This window comes from Rossellomorea sp. QJM3NY_18 (assembly GCF_056173145.1).
The window spans coordinates 40,001-56,371 of record NZ_CM149659.1 but is presented as its reverse complement, the minus strand read 5'-3'; the positions used below and the strand labels follow the sequence as shown (position 1 = coordinate 56,371).

Annotated in this window: 14 protein-coding genes and 2 rRNA genes (1 of these 16 running past the window's edge); 1 reads left to right on the top strand and 15 read right to left on the bottom strand. The window is 43.6% G+C overall.

Translation table 11 applies throughout. The features are described from left to right. Positions 1 to 9: 9 nt before the first annotated feature. From AC0VXY_RS00280 to metG, 3 genes are all read right to left on the bottom strand, one after another. Positions 10 to 1,245, bottom strand: coding sequence for a ubiquitin-like domain-containing protein (locus AC0VXY_RS00280; RefSeq protein ID WP_475526583.1), 1,236 nt, complete (start codon positions 1,243 to 1,245; stop codon positions 10 to 12). 250 nt (positions 1,246 to 1,495) lie between these two features. After that, complete coding sequence (locus AC0VXY_RS00275; protein ID WP_475526582.1) at positions 1,496 to 2,263, bottom strand: TatD family hydrolase; 768 nt, start codon at positions 2,261 to 2,263, stop codon at positions 1,496 to 1,498. A 325-nt stretch (positions 2,264 to 2,588) separates the two neighbouring features. Beyond that, positions 2,589 to 4,595 carry a methionine--tRNA ligase gene (gene metG / locus AC0VXY_RS00270; RefSeq protein ID WP_475527780.1) on the bottom strand — a complete coding sequence of 669 codons (2,007 nt, stop codon included), beginning with the start codon at positions 4,593 to 4,595 and terminating at the stop codon, positions 2,589 to 2,591. 446 nt (positions 4,596 to 5,041) lie between these two features. Here metG and AC0VXY_RS00265 point away from each other — a divergent pair, with 446 nt between their 5' ends. Continuing rightward, positions 5,042 to 5,323, top strand: a complete 282-nt coding sequence (locus tag AC0VXY_RS00265; protein WP_034762946.1) for an AbrB/MazE/SpoVT family DNA-binding domain-containing protein — start codon at positions 5,042 to 5,044, stop codon at positions 5,321 to 5,323. Between the two features lie 64 nt (positions 5,324 to 5,387). On the opposite strand, the gene rsmI is transcribed toward AC0VXY_RS00265, so the two are convergent. The 12 genes from rsmI to AC0VXY_RS00205 form a co-directional block, all read right to left on the bottom strand. Continuing rightward, positions 5,388 to 6,260: a 16S rRNA (cytidine(1402)-2'-O)-methyltransferase gene (gene rsmI, locus AC0VXY_RS00260; protein ID WP_435994330.1), complete on the bottom strand. Its 873-nt coding sequence runs from the start codon at positions 6,258 to 6,260 to the stop codon at positions 5,388 to 5,390. A gap of 26 nt (positions 6,261 to 6,286) precedes the next feature. Next, on the bottom strand, positions 6,287 to 7,042 hold the full coding sequence (locus AC0VXY_RS00255; RefSeq protein WP_435994332.1) for a tRNA1(Val) (adenine(37)-N6)-methyltransferase: 756 nt from the start codon (positions 7,040 to 7,042) through the stop codon (positions 6,287 to 6,289). Positions 7,043 to 7,526: 484 nt separating this feature from the next. Further along, positions 7,527 to 7,901, bottom strand: coding sequence for a DNA replication initiation control protein YabA (yabA, locus tag AC0VXY_RS00250; protein WP_034762941.1), 375 nt, complete (start codon positions 7,899 to 7,901; stop codon positions 7,527 to 7,529). A 14-nt stretch (positions 7,902 to 7,915) separates the two neighbouring features. Further along, positions 7,916 to 8,743 (bottom strand): PSP1 domain-containing protein, encoded by an 828-nt coding sequence (locus AC0VXY_RS00245; protein WP_098438567.1) that lies wholly within the window; start codon positions 8,741 to 8,743, stop codon positions 7,916 to 7,918. Between the two features lie 7 nt (positions 8,744 to 8,750). Beyond that, complete coding sequence (gene holB, locus AC0VXY_RS00240; protein WP_435994335.1) at positions 8,751 to 9,734, bottom strand: DNA polymerase III subunit delta'; 984 nt, start codon at positions 9,732 to 9,734, stop codon at positions 8,751 to 8,753. Positions 9,735 to 9,751: 17 nt separating this feature from the next. After that, entirely contained in the window at positions 9,752 to 10,192 is a 441-nt protein-coding gene (locus AC0VXY_RS00235) for a YaaR family protein (RefSeq protein ID WP_435994337.1), read from the bottom strand. Between the two features lie 15 nt (positions 10,193 to 10,207). After that, entirely contained in the window at positions 10,208 to 10,537 is a 330-nt protein-coding gene (locus AC0VXY_RS00230; protein ID WP_034762933.1) for a cyclic-di-AMP receptor, read from the bottom strand. A gap of 135 nt (positions 10,538 to 10,672) precedes the next feature. Next, positions 10,673 to 11,305 (bottom strand): dTMP kinase, encoded by a 633-nt coding sequence (tmk, locus tag AC0VXY_RS00225; protein WP_435994339.1) that lies wholly within the window; start codon positions 11,303 to 11,305, stop codon positions 10,673 to 10,675. Between the two features lie 15 nt (positions 11,306 to 11,320). Next, positions 11,321 to 12,736: an aminotransferase class I/II-fold pyridoxal phosphate-dependent enzyme gene (locus AC0VXY_RS00220; protein ID WP_475526580.1), complete on the bottom strand. Its 1,416-nt coding sequence runs from the start codon at positions 12,734 to 12,736 to the stop codon at positions 11,321 to 11,323. A 164-nt stretch (positions 12,737 to 12,900) separates the two neighbouring features. Continuing rightward, complete coding sequence (locus tag AC0VXY_RS00215) at positions 12,901 to 13,101, bottom strand: sigma factor G inhibitor Gin (protein ID WP_475526579.1); 201 nt, start codon at positions 13,099 to 13,101, stop codon at positions 12,901 to 12,903. Between the two features lie 859 nt (positions 13,102 to 13,960). Next, a 5S ribosomal RNA gene (gene rrf, locus AC0VXY_RS00210) occupies positions 13,961 to 14,077 on the bottom strand. Between the two features lie 229 nt (positions 14,078 to 14,306). Next, positions 14,307 to 16,371: ribosomal RNA gene (locus AC0VXY_RS00205) — 23S ribosomal RNA — on the bottom strand (it continues 872 nt past the right edge of the window).

Sequence of the window (16,371 nt, the reverse complement as noted above, 5' to 3'; positions counted from 1 at the left end):
ACCCTGCTCTTAGTTCAATATTTTCACTTTGATGGTTTTTCTTCCCCAACGATAAGCGTCTGATTTGGATGAGAAGAATACATCAATTTTATTCCCTTTAATTGCTCCGCCTGTATCTGCCGCAACTGCATATCCATAGCCTTCCACATAAACCTTTGAACCTAAAGGAATAACCGAAGGATCGACTGCGATCACTTTTACATTGGGATTCGATTTTAGATTAATGCCTGTAGCCGTATGGCCGGAGCATCCATTACAAGAAGCTGTGTACGCAGTAGAACTGACATAGAATTCCCGACCACCACTAGGAGCGGCTGAAGCTTCTGCACTGGATGATGAGGATGATGAACGTCCACGTGAAACCTGGGCCACTAAAACCTTTGTTCCGACATTGACGATTTTATCCTGACTTTCTTCCACGACTTTTTCACTCACTAATTTTCTGGAAACCTCTTTGCCATTCTCTTTTACGATTTCATACTTCTTTTCAATTTTTCCGTTTTTGCCTTCTTGAACGACTTTCTCATTTCCTTTTGAAAGGCCGGAGTCCTTCTTGGAAATAACGGTGAAATTCTTTGTCTCTTCCACTACATCGGTGACTTTTTCAACTCGAACGACATTTACGACATCATTAGCTTTAACAACTTTGTCTAAACTTGGTTCAACACGGTCTGAATCTTTTAGTGTAATTCCTTGTTGCTTTAAAAAGTCAGCGACCGTAGTCGAAGTAGACCATACATTTTGCTGTTTTCCACCGTTTACAAGCTTAAGTGGAAATGCGGTATCAATCTTTACATTCATGTTCCCTGTGACTTTTTCTGATAAGCCGGGTTGGACCTTATCATGCTCTCCTACCTGAATTTCATTTTCGGAGAGTAACTCTTTAACTGTGTCAGCAGTCGTCCAGATTTTTTTCTCCTGGCCTCCTACTGCTATTCCTACCTGTTTTGCCGGTTCCCAAACAATATTCATGTTATTTGAAACCTTCGTATTCCCCGAGGGGTACAAATAGTCTTCTGAGCGGGGTGAAATCTCTAATTCTTTTAATATATCTTGAATCGTGTTTGCATGCGTCCTAATCTCTTTTTGCTCGCCGTCTAAGGTCAATGCTACAGTGTTCTTGGATCCTTCATAAAAAAGAATTCCGAATACAGCTGCCGATGTTACGATAGTTCCGATTGTAACAATCCATTTCCTTCGACTCAAAGACTTGGAAAACAGGCTTTTCATGGCTTTAAAGTTCATGAAAAACGCCTCCTTTTCTCGGAGTGATTATATAGAGTTATCCAGTGACTGTCAACCCTTACTACTTCTAACCTAATCTAGCAAAATATTGCAACCCAGGGAACACAAAACATATTATGCAGAAAATGCAAGAAAAAGAAAAGAGAGAGTTATCGACACGTTTATCCTATGAAACAGTGTTCCTATGTAGAACTTTTTGTTTTGATTTACTATTTGGACAAGCTCTCTCAATTCTCGACAATATCTGATGTCAATTTATGTTGAATAATTTCATTGCATTTTCCGTTGTAACCTTCTCTACTTCCTCTATAGACACTTCTTTCAGTTCAGCGATTTGTTCCGCTACAAGCTTCACGTAAGCCGGTTCATTTCTCTTCCCTCTATATGGATGTGGGGCGAGATAAGGACAATCGGTTTCAATCAGAAGCTTCTCAAGCGGGATTTCTTTGGCCACATCTTTTGGTTTCTTGGCATTCTTAAACGTTAAGGGACCTCCAAGGGAAATATAGAAATTCATTTCGACACATTCTTGAGCGATTTCAGGACTTCCACTGAAGCAGTGCATGATCCCTCCGACTTCCTCCGCTCCTTCTTCCCTGAGAATATCCACTATATCCTGTGTAGCTTCACGGTTGTGTATAACGATCGGGAGTTTTACTTTCTTAGCTAGTTGAATCTGTTTTCGGAATACTTCTTTTTGAACATCCTTGGGGGATTTATCCCAATGATAGTCAAGTCCCATTTCCCCTATCGCCACTACTTTAGGGTGTTGTGAGAGTTCTTCTATCCAAGCTAAATCCTCATCATTCATATCAATTGCATCCACTGGATGCCATCCGATTGCGGCATATAGAAAATCATATTGACCAATGAGTTCCATGGCCCGATTAATGGTCGGACGGTCAAAGCCGACAACCACCATTTTTTCGACTCCAGCTTCTCTTGCCCTTGACAATACCTCCTCCAGATCTTCGTCAAATTGTTCAGCATTCAAATGAACATGTGTATCAAATAGCATATAAGACACTCCTTGTAATAAAGATAAGTTTAATATAAAAACGCATGACAAGCATCACATTCATGTAACATTCATATTACATATTATGGTTTCTTTGGATATTTTTTATTTACGGAGTTCCAATTACAGTCACACTCCATTTTATCTATTTTAGTGACAGAACCAAAATCATCTGTTTATCGCTCTTTTCTAACTATATTGAAATAATTAATAATGAAGGTATATACGTCCTTAACCATATAAAATACGTTCGTATGTTATATTTATATAATAAAGGGATGTTCCACGTGGAACATCCCTTTATTGATAAATCACAAAAAATCATTTATTTAACTTTTGTTCCATTTGGCAAGGACTGATCAATGGAAGCAAGAGACAGCGTTCCATTTTCTTCTCCGGCAAGGATCATTCCTTGGGAAAGTTCCCCACGAAGTTTTACAGGCTTCAAGTTGGTTACACAGATCACTTTTTTTCCAACGAGTTCGTCGGGCTGATAGAATTTCGCAATCCCCGATACAACTTGACGTTTTTCAAAGCCGAGGTCCAATTGCAGCTTTAGAAGTTTATCGGCTTTTTTAACTGGTTCCGCTCCAAGTACTTCGGCTACGCGAAGCTCGACTTTCATGAAATCATCAATACCGATTTCCTCTGAAGCTTCCGGTGCAGATACTTCCTTCTTCTCTTCGACAACAGGGGCAGATCCCTGCATTTTCTCTTTAATAAAGGCTACCTCTTCCTGAAGTTCAAGACGCGGGAAGATAGGTTCCCCTTTTTTGACTACTTCGGTACCCGCCGGGATTGCTCCGAAACGCTCCAGGCTTTCCCATGTGTGCATCTTTTCCTCATGCAGATTCAGTTGCTCGAAGATTTTCTTAGGGGTTCTTGTCAAGAAAGGCTGTAAGAGGACTGCCACTCTTCTCAACGATTCAGCCAAGTGACTCATCACACTTCCCAGTTCTTCTTTTTTACTTTCATCCTTCGCCAGGGTCCATGGCTGCGTCTCATCAATGTACTTATTCGTACGGCTGATCAACTGCCAAAGGCTGGACAAGGCAACTGAAAACTCCATGTTTTCCATGGCTTCTTCATAGTTCTTCACCGTTTCATTGTTCATATCCAGGAGTGCTTGATCAAATTCCCCTTTGGAATCAACATAAGTTGGAATGACTCCATCGAAATATTTATTGATCATGGCCACTGTACGATTTAATAAATTCCCCAAATCATTGGCCAGGTCAAAATTGATTCTCTCTACAAATCCTTCCGGCGTAAAGACTCCGTCAGATCCAAATGGCACTTCTCTTAACAGATAGTAGCGAAGGGAATCAAGACCATATCGATCAATAAGGGTAACGGGATCCACGACATTCCCTTTGGATTTAGACATTTTTCCGTCTTTCATCAGAAGCCATCCATGAGCGAAGACTTTCTTTGGAAGCGGAAGATCTAAAGCCATCAGCATGATCGGCCAGTAAATCGTATGGAAACGGACAATTTCTTTTCCTACCAGATGGACATCGGCTGGCCAATATTTCAAGTAGTTTGCATCTTGTTCGCTGCCATATCCTAAAGCCGTGATGTAATTGGAAAGAGCATCGATCCACACATAAATGACGTGCTTCGGATCTCCGGGTACTTTCACTCCCCAATCAAAGGTCGTACGGGAAACAGCCAGGTCTTCCAAACCGGGTTTAATGAAGTTATTTACCATCTCATTCTTCCGGGATTCGGGTTGAATGAATTCAGGATTCTCCTCATAATAAGCAAGAAGGCGATCGACATATTTACTCATCTTGAAGAAGTACGACTCTTCCTTTACTTTTTCAACAGGGCGTCCGCAATCCGGACAATTTCCGTTTTCTAATTGTCTTTCCGTAAAGAAGGATTCACATGGCGTGCAGTACCATCCTTCATACTGATCCACATAAATATCGCCCTGCTGGACAAGCTGATTGAAGATTTTTTCCACGATATCCTTATGACGCTTTTCCGTCGTCCGGATAAAGTCATCGTAGGATATATCTAACTTCCCCCATAAGTCTTTAATGCCGCTTACAATACCGTCAACATATGCCTGAGGTGTAATTCCTTCTTCCTCGGCTTTTCTTTGGATCTTCTGTCCATGTTCATCCGTCCCTGTAAGGTACATGACATCGAATCCACGCATTCTCTTGTAACGGGCCATGGCATCACCGGCAACCGTGGTGTATGCATGTCCAATATGTAAATTTCCACTTGGATAATAAATCGGCGTTGTAATATAGAAGGTGTTCAACTTTTCTTCCACTTCCTGTTCCTCCTCATTTTTCCACTTACCCCCATAAAGCCAAATCAGACTCCGTATGGTTTACAGTGGCAGGTCTGTTATATACATCCATTCTTGACCTTACCTATCATCTTAACCTCTTATCTCATCAAAATATACCTAAAATAAAGGGTTTCTGCAACTAAACAATGCTGATTTTATGTTTTGTCGATATAGATATTGAAATTTGTCGAACCTTGTCGAATTAATATAGAGGATAAAGAAAATTCGACATTCTCATTTATTATTACTTTCATTACAATAATTTTCAATTGGTAATACATTTTTTTACAACAAAGCGTAAAGCTTATTATAACAAGACTTAATCATCCACTTATTATTAATAATTTACAGATTAAATTATTGACGAGATTCCTAATCGTTGGTATGATAGTATCAGTTAATGAAATTTGTCGAATATTGACGAAACAGATAGAGATAAATAATAATATTTATTTGGAGGAGATTCTCAAATGAAGTCTACAGGTATTGTAAGAAAAGTTGATGAACTGGGCCGTGTCGTTATTCCAATCGAACTACGTCGTACATTAGGTATCGCTGAGAAAGATGCTTTGGAAATTTATGTGGATGATGAAAGAATCATCTTGAAGAAATACAAGCCAAGCATGACTTGCCAAATTACTGGTGAAGTTTCTGATGACAACATCAAGCTTGCAAATGGTAAATTAGTTCTTAGCCGTGAAGGTGCAGATCAGTTACTGAAAGAAATCCAAGAATCTTTACAATCAAAATAATCTATTGATCTATTGCCATATGACAGGCCTGAGTCCATTCGACTCAGGCCTTTTTGTTTTGCTGTTATTCCACGTGGTAAGCCTGGTACACTTCCCGTTTAGGGAGGGATCTCTCTTTTGAGACTTGTTTGATGGCTTCCTTTGATGACATGCTTCCTTCATCTACATAGTGCTGGACATGATCTTGCAAGGAGTAGCTGCTCCACCAAGTGTCTTCTTCCTCTTTCTCTTGTGGACCTGCCCCTTCGATCAACAAACAGAATTCACCCCTCACTTCTCCCTCATTCGCCCATTCGATCACTTCCTCGATTGAACCGCGGATGAACTCCTCGAATTTCTTCGTGAGCTCTCGACAGATGACGATTTGTCTATTTCCTAAAACCGCATATAGTTCTTTTAGTGTTTCTTTTAATCTATGGGGTGATTCGTAAAGGATAAATGTATCTTCCAACAATTTTAGTGTTTCAAGCTCAGCTCTTTTGTCTTTTTTGCCTCTATGTAAAAAACCATAGAAATAAAATGGCTGAGGCGCTAAACCTGAGGCAATGAGAGCCGTCAGAGCGGCATTTGCCCCGGGCAATGGAATGACCGCGATGTTGTGTTCGATTGCTTCTTTCACCAATTCGTAACCCGGATCTGAAATCGATGGCATGCCTGCATCGCTGACAAGGGCCACGAGCTCCCCTCTCTCCATTCGCTCAATCAGCTTCTGACCGCTCGTTTCTTTATTATGTTCATGGTAACTGATGATTGGTGTATCGATTTCAAAGTAATTGCAAAGTTTCTTGGTGTTCCTCGTATCCTCCGCTGCAATCACCGTCGCTTCTTTCATCATTCGGATGGCACGGAACGTCATATCCTCGAGATTTCCGATCGGTGTGGGGACAAGATACAGGCTTCCTTTTTCACTGTCCTGAAAACTTTTCTGCTGGTTCATGGTGAATTTCACCTCCTGGATCATGTTTATTGGTTTGTTTTATGATGTCCAAATAGCATATCATGTACTTCCTTAGAATATTCACCCTGCTCATCGTACACATATAAAGGAGAGAGAATCTTCAGGTCCGGTTTCCCATCTTTGATTCCTTCTATTAATATCGTGTTGGCCTCTCTCCCGGGCTTTGGATAGACAAATCGTAGTCGTTTGGGCTCGAGACGATGTTTTCTCATCAATGAGAGGATGTCCATCAATCGGCCGGGTCGATGAACGAAAGAAGCCTTACCGCCTTGTTTCAACAAATAGCTGGACGCTTTGATGGTATCCTCAAGGGTGCATAAAATTTCGTGTCGGGCAATCGCATAGTGCTCGTTCACATTTCGTTTATCTCCTGGCGGCGTATTGAAATAGGGAGGATTGCATGTTACCACATCATAATGAGAATGATGGAGGAGTTGATCAATCTTCGTTACATCCCCCATTTTCATCGTTATCTGATGTTGACGGTCATTATACTCGACACTCCGCTTTGCCATATCAAATAGACGCTCTTGAATTTCCACACCTGTAATGTGGACATTGGTTCTTGCACTAAGCAATAAGGGGATGATGCCGTTCCCTGAACATAAATCAACCACTTTCCCCTTGTGAATCGGTAAATAGCTGAAGTGTGCCAAAAGGACCGCATCTGTTGAAAAGGAGAACACGGAAGGACTTTGAATGATCCTCATGTTTTCAGCTAATAAATAATCTAAACGCTCATCTTCTTTTAACTCGACCATGCCTTTCCTCCAATTTGTTAGGCTTTTCGATTTGTCCAGCTCCGGCGGCTAGTCCCTCGAGGTCATAAGCTAAATTGACCCAAAAGGCAAAAAGCGCCTTTCCGGCCAATTCATCTTATGCTTGTCGGGCCTGAACAAGCCGCCTACGCTTTTCGATTTGTCCAGCTCCGGCGGCTAGTCCCTCGAGGTCATAAGCTAAATTGACCCAAAAGGCAAAAAGCGCCTTTCCGGCCAATTCATCTTATGCTTGTCGGGCCTGAACAAGCCGCCTACGCTTTTCGATTTGTCCAGCTCCAGGGGCTTGGGGCTCGAGGTCTTAAGCCAATTAACCCCAAAAGGCAAAGAACGCCTTTCCGGGTTACTCGTCTTAAGCTTGTCGCCCCAGGGCGAGCCCCTTCCGCTTTTCGAATAAAAAGGACCAATCCCACTATACGTGGATCAGTCCTTTTTATCTGTATTCTGTTTTAGAAGAATGAAGTGTCCTTTATTTCTTATTTAAGAAAGAAAGGCAGAATAAGCAGTCTTCATCCTTCCGGGGACTTCCGAAATGTATATTACAAATATGAAATCCTTCCTGGTATAATCGAGCAAGGTTGTCATAGCCTTCTCCGATATCCAGTGTTTTATCTTCCAAGTCTGACTCACTCGTCGTACCCGCATCGCTGTTTGTTTGTACCTTTTTTGGTGAGTTCTCTGTTTGTTCCAGTCTACGGCGCAAATGTTCATTTTCTAACTTTAGAGAATTATTTTCCTCTAACATTTCAGCTAGGCATTGTTTGAGCTCACCTAATTGATGATATAAGTCACCAATTTGTTGTTCCATGTTACTGACTGAATCAAAGAACTCTTTCTTATCCACGACACTACACCCCGTTACTCTGTGGCTTGGAATGATACGGCACCTTCGTTCATAATTTCATCTAATGTGAATTCCAGAACCCGCTCTTCTTCTTTGATTTCGACCTGAAGAATACGTTCCAGAATATTAAGACCTACCACTTTACCTTTTCCATGAGGTGTCTTAATCACTTCTCCGATATCAGGTAATTCTTCTTTCGCTGCTTCATACTCGTCATTCTCGTATTTCAGACAGCACATTAAACGTCCGCATAAACCTGAAATCTTCGTGGGATTAAGGGATAGATTCTGATCCTTCGCCATTTTGATGGACACAGGTTCAAAATCTCCTAAAAAGGTTGAACAACACAGCATGCGGCCACAAGGACCGATACCACCAAGCATTTTTGCTTCGTCTCGAACGCCAATCTGACGAAGTTCAATGCGCGTACGGAAAATGGAGGCCAGATCTTTCACCAGCTCCCGGAAATCAACACGTCCATCAGCCGTAAAATAGAATATGACTTTATTACGATCGAATGTATATTCTACATCCACCAATTTCATATCCAATTGATGCTGATTAATTTTATCACAACATACGTTATAGGCTTCCGTTGCAGACGACTTGTTCTCGTCAACGATCAATCGATCTTTTTGATCGGCGATCCGAATCACTTTTTTCAACGGAAGAACTACATCATTTTCTCCTACTTGCTTTCTCTCTACGACTACTTTACCAAATTCGACTCCGCGGACCGTTTCAACGATTACATAACAATCTTTTTGAATGTCCAGATCACCCGGATCGAAATAATAGATTTTACCCGCTTTTTTAAAGCGAACTCCTACAACATCGTACAAAGGACCATCACCCCTGCAGTTTTAGCATAAGCTGTTCTACTAGCAGCTGCGAATTCATATTGGCGTTTAATTTGCGTTTTGCTTCAAGGATCATCGTCATATTAGTAGAAAGACGATTGGTTGATACTTGAAGTGCGTTGGATTTCCAGTTTTCCTTTTGGTCCGGGTACACGAGCTGCTCTTCTTTTCCTAACTGGATATGAAGTAAGTCTTTATATATTAGAAGTAAAAGATCCAATGCTCGATCGACTTGATCTTTTTCTTTGAAGTGCTGTACAAAATCCTCTTGTATTTTGACCATTGCTTGGAAGGGACTTTTCTGGAGGACTTCATATAATTTTAACACTATTATTCTTGCTTGTGCAAACCACTCATTTTGACATATTTCTACAGCTTCCTCATAATGGTTCGTCAAGTTGGCTGCAAGAGTTGCAAAGTGAGGGGGGATCCCCTCTTCCAATAACTGTTTTGTCAGTTGTTCTTTCGGTAACGGTTTAAATGAAACCGTCTGGCATCTGGAGAGAATGGTTGGCAGGATCCGGTGAATATTTTCAGTGATGAGAATCGCGGTTGTATCCGCGAGCGGCTCTTCCAGAAATTTTAATAGGCTGTTAGCAGCATTCGCCGTCATCTTATCTCCGTGAACGATGATGTAGATTTTCTTCTTGGATTCTACACCTGTTTTCGAAAATTCTTCTTGCAGACTTTTAATCTGATCCTTCTTGATAGATAGACCATCAGGCTCCACCAGATGCAAATCCGGATGGTTCCCGTGATTGATCCGTTTACAGTTGGAGCAGTCTTCACAGGGCTTTCCTTCTACCCGGTTCAGACATAATAATGCCTTGGCGAACAGCATGCTCATTTCTTTCTTTCGTGTCCCTTTTTCACCCTCGAATAAATAAGCATGAGCGACACGATCCTTCAATATACTATTCTGCAGCATCTGAAGGACGACTGGCTGAAATGGTTGTATCTCTTCAAACAACATGTCCTAACATCACTCTCTTACATATAAAGATTAATAAGCAGTCCTTTTATTTCTCCGATTTTTCCTAATATATCAATGGACTTCTTTTCCTTATCCAATACATCTTCCGTTAATCCTACAAGATGCTGATCCACTGTTTCGACGATATTCAGCTTTCGTCCCTCACCATATTGATTCCAAGTATGGGACTGCTTCAGGTCCATTCCGAAGTCGACTGCTTCCCGTACAAACTTCTTGACCAATGTTTTATATTTGGCTAGATCTTTGAATGTCCTTGACTGAGCTAAACGGGTGCCGGCATCCTCTATTGTCCCAAGAAGCTTATTGAGCTGGTCCATATGCATTTTCTGATCATGTTTCTGAACCAGCTGGCCGAACTTAACTTGTCCCGTACCGCCAGTTCTCTGATCTTTCGCCATGCTATCTAAGGACACGCGGTGGTCCTGATTAATTTTCATAAATCCAACCTCACTTTAAAACTGATGGAACTGCTCTACAGGGAGAACGAATACCGTCGCCCCGCCTACGGCCACTTCAACGGGATAAGGCACATAGGAATCTGCATTTCCACCCATCGGGGACACCGGTGCTACCATTTGATCACGTGACTGACAGTTTTCCTTAATAACCTGTAATGCTTTCTCCACCCGAATATCCTCAGTACCAATGATGAACGTCGTATTGCCTGACTTCAAAAAACCGCCGGTGCTCGCTAATTTTGTCGAACGAAAATTATGTTCCATCAGGGCATTAGACAAACGATTGCTATCCTTATCCTGTACAACTGCCATAATTACCTTCATGAATGAATTCCTCCGTTATAAAGCCATTTACTTCCTTCTATTATATCATTGAAAAGACTCCAATGCTTCATCTAAAAAAGAGACGGATGACCAGGAAACGATTTTTCGCCCGTTCATCCGTCTCTTCTATTAGCCTCACGTGTTTAAATAACCCGTCACGATTTCATACGCATCAGTAAACACCGCTTCCTTACTCTTACTAGCATCGATGACTCGAATGCGATCCGGATATTGTTTGATTAACTTCTGATACCCCTCGCGGACGCGAGTATGAAATTCCATCGATTCGAGATCCAATCGATTCACTTCTCTGCCGTTATGCTTTGCAATTCTCTTTAACCCCTCTTCGGGATCAATGTCAAAATACAACGTGAGATCCGGCATCTTATCTTCAATCGCAAATTGATTGATATCCATGACTTCTTCCATTCCGATTCCACGGGCATTCCCTTGATAGGCAAGGGAACTGTCAATAAACCGATCACAAATCACGATCTTGCCTTCCTTAAGGGCCGGGATCACTTTCTCCACCAGATGCTGACGCCTCGCAGCTGCATATAACAGCGCTTCCGTTCGCTTATCCATTTCCGTGTTCTTTGTATTTAATATGACTTCCCTGATCTGCTCAGCTATGGAAATACCTCCCGGCTCCCTCGTCTGGACAACATCCAGTCCATCCTGCAGCAGTTGTTGATATAACTCTGATAATATCGTTGATTTCCCGGCACCCTCGGGGCCTTCAACGGTAATGAACAATCCTCTTGTCATCTATTTCCCTCCGCTTTATCGATACACATACACACAGTGGTCAGCCAATCGGTGGTGCCCCTGAATGTTTGCCTTATTCTCTATATATTTCTTCAAACGCCGGATTACATCAGCAGTGATCCGTTCCCCCGGCACCAACAACGGGATACCCGGTGGATAAGGTGTCACCATTCCAGCAGAAACTTCTCCTTCCGCATCGTCCAGGGAAATCAACGCTTCCACTTTCCCGTCCATTTCCTCCAAGGTTAATGCCAAGGTAGAAAAAGGGGTTGTCCCACTTGAACTGCTTATCCCATCCATGGGGATGACTTCCACCACAGGCACATTCTCAAGCGCCTTGTTTATCCTTCCGATCGCTTCTGTATACGGAAACGAAAGACCCTTCTTTACTAACGGAAGAATCAACAGTACTTGATTCGGATCAGCAAGCTCCGGATAAACACCTACAGACTCTAACAACTCCTGGAGGGCATACCCCGTTCTTCCTTCGATCTTCATGATAAGTTTTAATGGATCATGTGCTTGTTGAACAATGAGCTGAGGATGGATCCGTTCAATCCGGTCTATAAATTCGCGAATGTCCTCAAGTGTTTGATCCAAGTCCTCTTGTAAAAACGTCCCGACATAGGATCTCGCATAATCAAGGGATGCCATAATCGGATACGAAGGACTACTTGATTGTAGCATAGTTAAATAGTCTTTCACCTTATGCGCATCCACCCGCTTACTTCCAATATGTAAATACGACCCCATCGTCATGGCCGGGAGCATCTTATGAGCGGAATGAACCACAATATCTGCCCCACACTCCATAGCAGAATCGGGAAAAGGTGGACCCAGGGTAAAATGTGCACCATGAGCCTCATCAATGATACAGACGACATTATGTTTATGACATTCATCTATGATTTCTTTCAGATTGTATGTAAACCCGTAATAAGTCGGATACGTGAGGACACAAGCTTTCACATGAGGGAATACATTCATCGCTTCCTTTATATCATCCAATCGAATCCCAAGGGCGGTCCCCATGTCATCCCACTCTGTTTCAATGAATACCGGAACAGCCTTGGCTAGCCTGATGCCGTTCAGCACCGACTTATGACAATTCCGTTGAACAAATACTGTATCCCCAGGTTCACAGGAAGCGAGGATCGCGGCAATATTCCCTACCGTACTTCCGTTCACCAGAAAATGACTCTCTAATGACCCGTATACTTCCCCAAGCAATTCCTCCGCTTCCCGAATCGCCTCCTGGGAATCATGTAAATCATCCAAACCACTTAACTCTGTAAGATCCGATTGATAAAAAGGATGATCCTGCACCAATAATCCGTTCTTATGCCCAGGCACATGAAATGAAATAGGCTGCATGGACCGATGCCTCTCGATCGCCTCAATCAGTGGGGTTCTTGTATGATCTCGCTTCATTCCATAATCTCCTTAAAGTAAATATCCACTCATATCGTATCATAACCACGCGGTACTATGCTTCGGTGATTTCAAATCTTATTTGTATAACAATGAATCAACGAAACTCATAAAACACCGAAACTCTGACAGCAAAAAAAATCATAACCATGTATACATTCTGGTTATGAGTAGATTTGAGGAGTATTCACTTTTTTCAGCCTCTGTATGAACGTTTTATACAAAGGATCATTCGTTTCTGTGTGAACCATTTCCTTTTCACATTCTGTGCAGATAAACGATGTGTATAGATGGATTCCAACCTTCTTCTCAATGTGACAAACGATGCACTCTTCCAAAGCCGCCTTACGTTCCTGATTTAACATAGGGCCCTCCACCTCCATACAATCTATTCTGCCTCAAAACCACCAATTGTATACATAATTATAAACATTTCAACTGACAGAATAATCAAGTGTACTTTCATCTTATGTTGCCGTTACCGAGTCTGTGTATGTCTCTATAAAAAAGATTGTGAAAAGAAGTTGGTATATTGGTGGTTTGTGATTGTGAGTTTATTAGGTTGAGAGATGGGGAGGCAATGAATTATGATAGCGGCTTGGGTAGAGGACCAGCTGCAACCATGCAGCTGCGTTGTAAATATGCAAAAATATGCTCAGGATCAGCGGATACAATGGCAGAATGATGAGGTTGGAGCCCTCAACGGACATTTGAAGGGACGATTTATGACCAGATGGGACTCCCAGGATCTTGATTGCGTCGTTTTTGAATTTATTGCGTCATTTTCCAAGGGATTGCGTCATTATTTTATTATTTGCGTCTTTTTCACCCTTAATTGCGTCATTTTTTCGTTTATTGCGTATTTTTCCAAATAATTACTTTTTATACACTCATCCTTATCTAACAATGAAACCAAAAAAAGAGTAACCCCTAAGAGCTACTTTTTTTCCCTATTTGCCTGGCGACGTCCTACTCTCACAGGGGAGCCCCCCAACTACCATCGGCACTGAAGGCTGCGGCTAGTGATGAGCGGCGAATCTCTTCGTCCGCTTCACTCGTTCAGATCCTCGTGTGGACACCACACTCCGGTCTTCTCTCCCTCGCGTCCTCGACCTTCTTGCTCCTCCCTACCCTCGCACTGCGGTCGAGGAGAGATCGGATGTTCTTTGAACAAAAACCAAAACAAAAAAGAGTAACTCCCAAGAGCTACTCTTTTTCCTATTTGCCTGGCGACGTCCTACTCTCACAGGGGGAGATCCCCCAACTACCATCGGCGCTGAAGAGCTTAACTTCCGTGTTCGGCATGGGAACGGGTGTGACCTCTTCGCCATTATCACCAGACGACTATTCAATTGAAGGATTGTTCCTTCAAAACTAGATAAAGAATTGATGTCAAGAAAGCCGAATATCGACCAATGTTGTATCTACTATTACAAGTAGACAGTAATCCAGCTCCGGCGGCTAGAGACTCGAGGTCATTTCAGTTCAATCAGCTGAGGGTAAAAAGCACCCTCAGCTGATTGCCCAGAAATGCTTGTCGTCTCTGTTCAAGCCGCCTCCGCTTTATAATGTGGTTAAGTCCTCGATCGATTAGTATCAGTCAACTCCACATGTCGCCATGCTTCCATCTCTGACCTATCTACCTAGTCATCTTCTAGGGATCTTACTCACTTACGTGATGGGAAATCTCATCTCGAGGGGGGCTTCATGCTTAGATGCTTTCAGCACTTATCCCTTCCGCACATAGCTACCCAGCGATGCCTTTGGCAAGACAACTGGTACACCAGCGGTGCGTCCATCCCGGTCCTCTCGTACTAAGGACAGCTCCTCTCAAATTTCCTGCGCCCACGACGGATAGGGACCGAACTGTCTCACGACGTTCTGAACCCAGCTCGCGTACCGCTTTAATGGGCGAACAGCCCAACCCTTGGGACCGACTACAGCCCCAGGATGCGATGAGCCGACATCGAGGTGCCAAACCTCCCCGTCGATGTGGACTCTTGGGGGAGATAAGCCTGTTATCCCCGGGGTAGCTTTTATCCGTTGAGCGATGGCCCTTCCATGCGGAACCACCGGATCACTAAGCCCGACTTTCGTCCCTGCTCGACTTGTAGGTCTCGCAGTCAAGCTCCCTTGTGCCTTTACACTCTGCGAATGATTTCCAACCATTCTGAGGGAACCTTTGGGCGCCTCCGTTACTCTTTAGGAGGCGACCGCCCCAGTCAAACTGCCCACCTGACACTGTCTCCCACCCCGATAAGGGGCGCGGGTTAGAATTTCAATACAGCCAGGGTAGTATCCCACCGATGCCTCCACCGAAGCTTGTGCTCCGGTTTCCAAGGCTCCTACCTATCCTGTACAAGCTGTACCAAAATTCAATATCAGGCTACAGTAAAGCTCCACGGGGTCTTTCCGTCCTGTCGCGGGTAACCTGCATCTTCACAGGTACTATAATTTCACCGAGTCTCTCGTTGAGACAGTGCCCAGATCGTTACGCCTTTCGTGCGGGTCGGAACTTACCCGACAAGGAATTTCGCTACCTTAGGACCGTTATAGTTACGGCCGCCGTTTACTGGGGCTTCGATTCGCACCTTCGCTTACGCTAAGCACTCCTCTTAACCTTCCAGCACCGGGCAGGCGTCAGCCCCTATACTTCGCCTTACGGCTTCGCAGAGACCTGTGTTTTTGCTAAACAGTCGCCTGGGCCTATTCACTGCGGCTCTCTCGGGCTTGCACCCTACCAGAGCACCCCTTCTCCCGAAGTTACGGGGTCATTTTGCCGAGTTCCTTAACGAGAGTTCTCTCGCTCACCTTAGGATTCTCTCCTCGCCTACCTGTGTCGGTTTGCGGTACGGGCACCTTTTTCCTCGCTAGAGGCTTTTCTTGGCAGTGTGGAATCAGGAACTTCGCTACTATAATTCGCTCGCTATCACAGCTCAGCCTTCTAAGATGATGGGATTTGCCTCATCATCAGCCTAACTGCTTAGACGCACATATCCAGCAGTGCGCTTACCCTATCCTCCTGCGTCCCCCCATTGCTCAAACGGAAAAGAGGTGGTACAGGAATATCAACCTGTTGTCCATCGTCTACGCCTATCGGCCTCGACTTAGGTCCCGACTAACCCTGAGCGGACGAGCCTTCCTCAGGAAACCTTAGGCATTCGGTGGATGGGATTCTCACCCATCTTTCGCTACTCATACCGGCATTCTCACTTCTAAGCACTCCACCAGTCCTTACGGTCTAGCTTCGCAGTCCTTAGAACGCTCTCCTACCACTGACACCTAGAGGTGTCAATCCACAGCTTCGGTGATACGTTTAGCCCCGGTACATTTTCGGCGCAGAGTCACTCGACCAGTGAGCTATTACGCACTCTTTAAATGGTGGCTGCTTCTAAGCCAACATCCTGGTTGTCTAAGCAACTCCACATCCTTTTCCACTTAACGTATACTTTGGGACCTTAGCTGGTGGTCTGGGCTGTTTCCCTTTCGACTACGGATCTTATCACTCGCAGTCTGACTCCCATGGATAAGTCTTTGGCATTCGGAGTTTGTCTGAATTCGGTAACCCGATGAGGGCCCCTAGTCCAAACAGTGCTCTACCTCCAAGACTCTTACACATGAGGCTAGCCCTAAAG

Excerpts from the sequence above, each read along its gene's own strand:
- AC0VXY_RS00215 (WP_475526579.1), bottom strand. The coding sequence starts at position 13,101 with ATGTTAAATCAGGAACGTAAGGCGGCTTTGGAAGAGTGCATCGTTTGT.
- AC0VXY_RS00265 (WP_034762946.1), top strand. The coding sequence starts at position 5,042 with ATGAAGTCTACAGGTATTGTAAGAAAAGTTGATGAACTGGGCCGTGTC.
- holB (WP_435994335.1), bottom strand. The coding sequence starts at position 9,734 with ATGTTGTTTGAAGAGATACAACCATTTCAGCCAGTCGTCCTTCAGATG.
- AC0VXY_RS00220 (WP_475526580.1), bottom strand. The coding sequence starts at position 12,736 with ATGAAGCGAGATCATACAAGAACCCCACTGATTGAGGCGATCGAGAGG.
- AC0VXY_RS00230 (WP_034762933.1), bottom strand. The coding sequence starts at position 10,537 with ATGAAGGTAATTATGGCAGTTGTACAGGATAAGGATAGCAATCGTTTG.
- AC0VXY_RS00255 (WP_435994332.1), bottom strand. The coding sequence starts at position 7,042 with ATGGTCGAGTTAAAAGAAGATGAGCGTTTAGATTATTTATTAGCTGAA.
- tmk (WP_435994339.1), bottom strand. The coding sequence starts at position 11,305 with ATGACAAGAGGATTGTTCATTACCGTTGAAGGCCCCGAGGGTGCCGGG.
- AC0VXY_RS00280 (WP_475526583.1), bottom strand. The coding sequence starts at position 1,245 with ATGAACTTTAAAGCCATGAAAAGCCTGTTTTCCAAGTCTTTGAGTCGA.
- AC0VXY_RS00235 (WP_435994337.1), bottom strand. The coding sequence starts at position 10,192 with ATGAAAATTAATCAGGACCACCGCGTGTCCTTAGATAGCATGGCGAAA.
- AC0VXY_RS00275 (WP_475526582.1), bottom strand. The coding sequence starts at position 2,263 with ATGCTATTTGATACACATGTTCATTTGAATGCTGAACAATTTGACGAA.
- rsmI (WP_435994330.1), bottom strand. The coding sequence starts at position 6,260 with ATGAACCAGCAGAAAAGTTTTCAGGACAGTGAAAAAGGAAGCCTGTAT.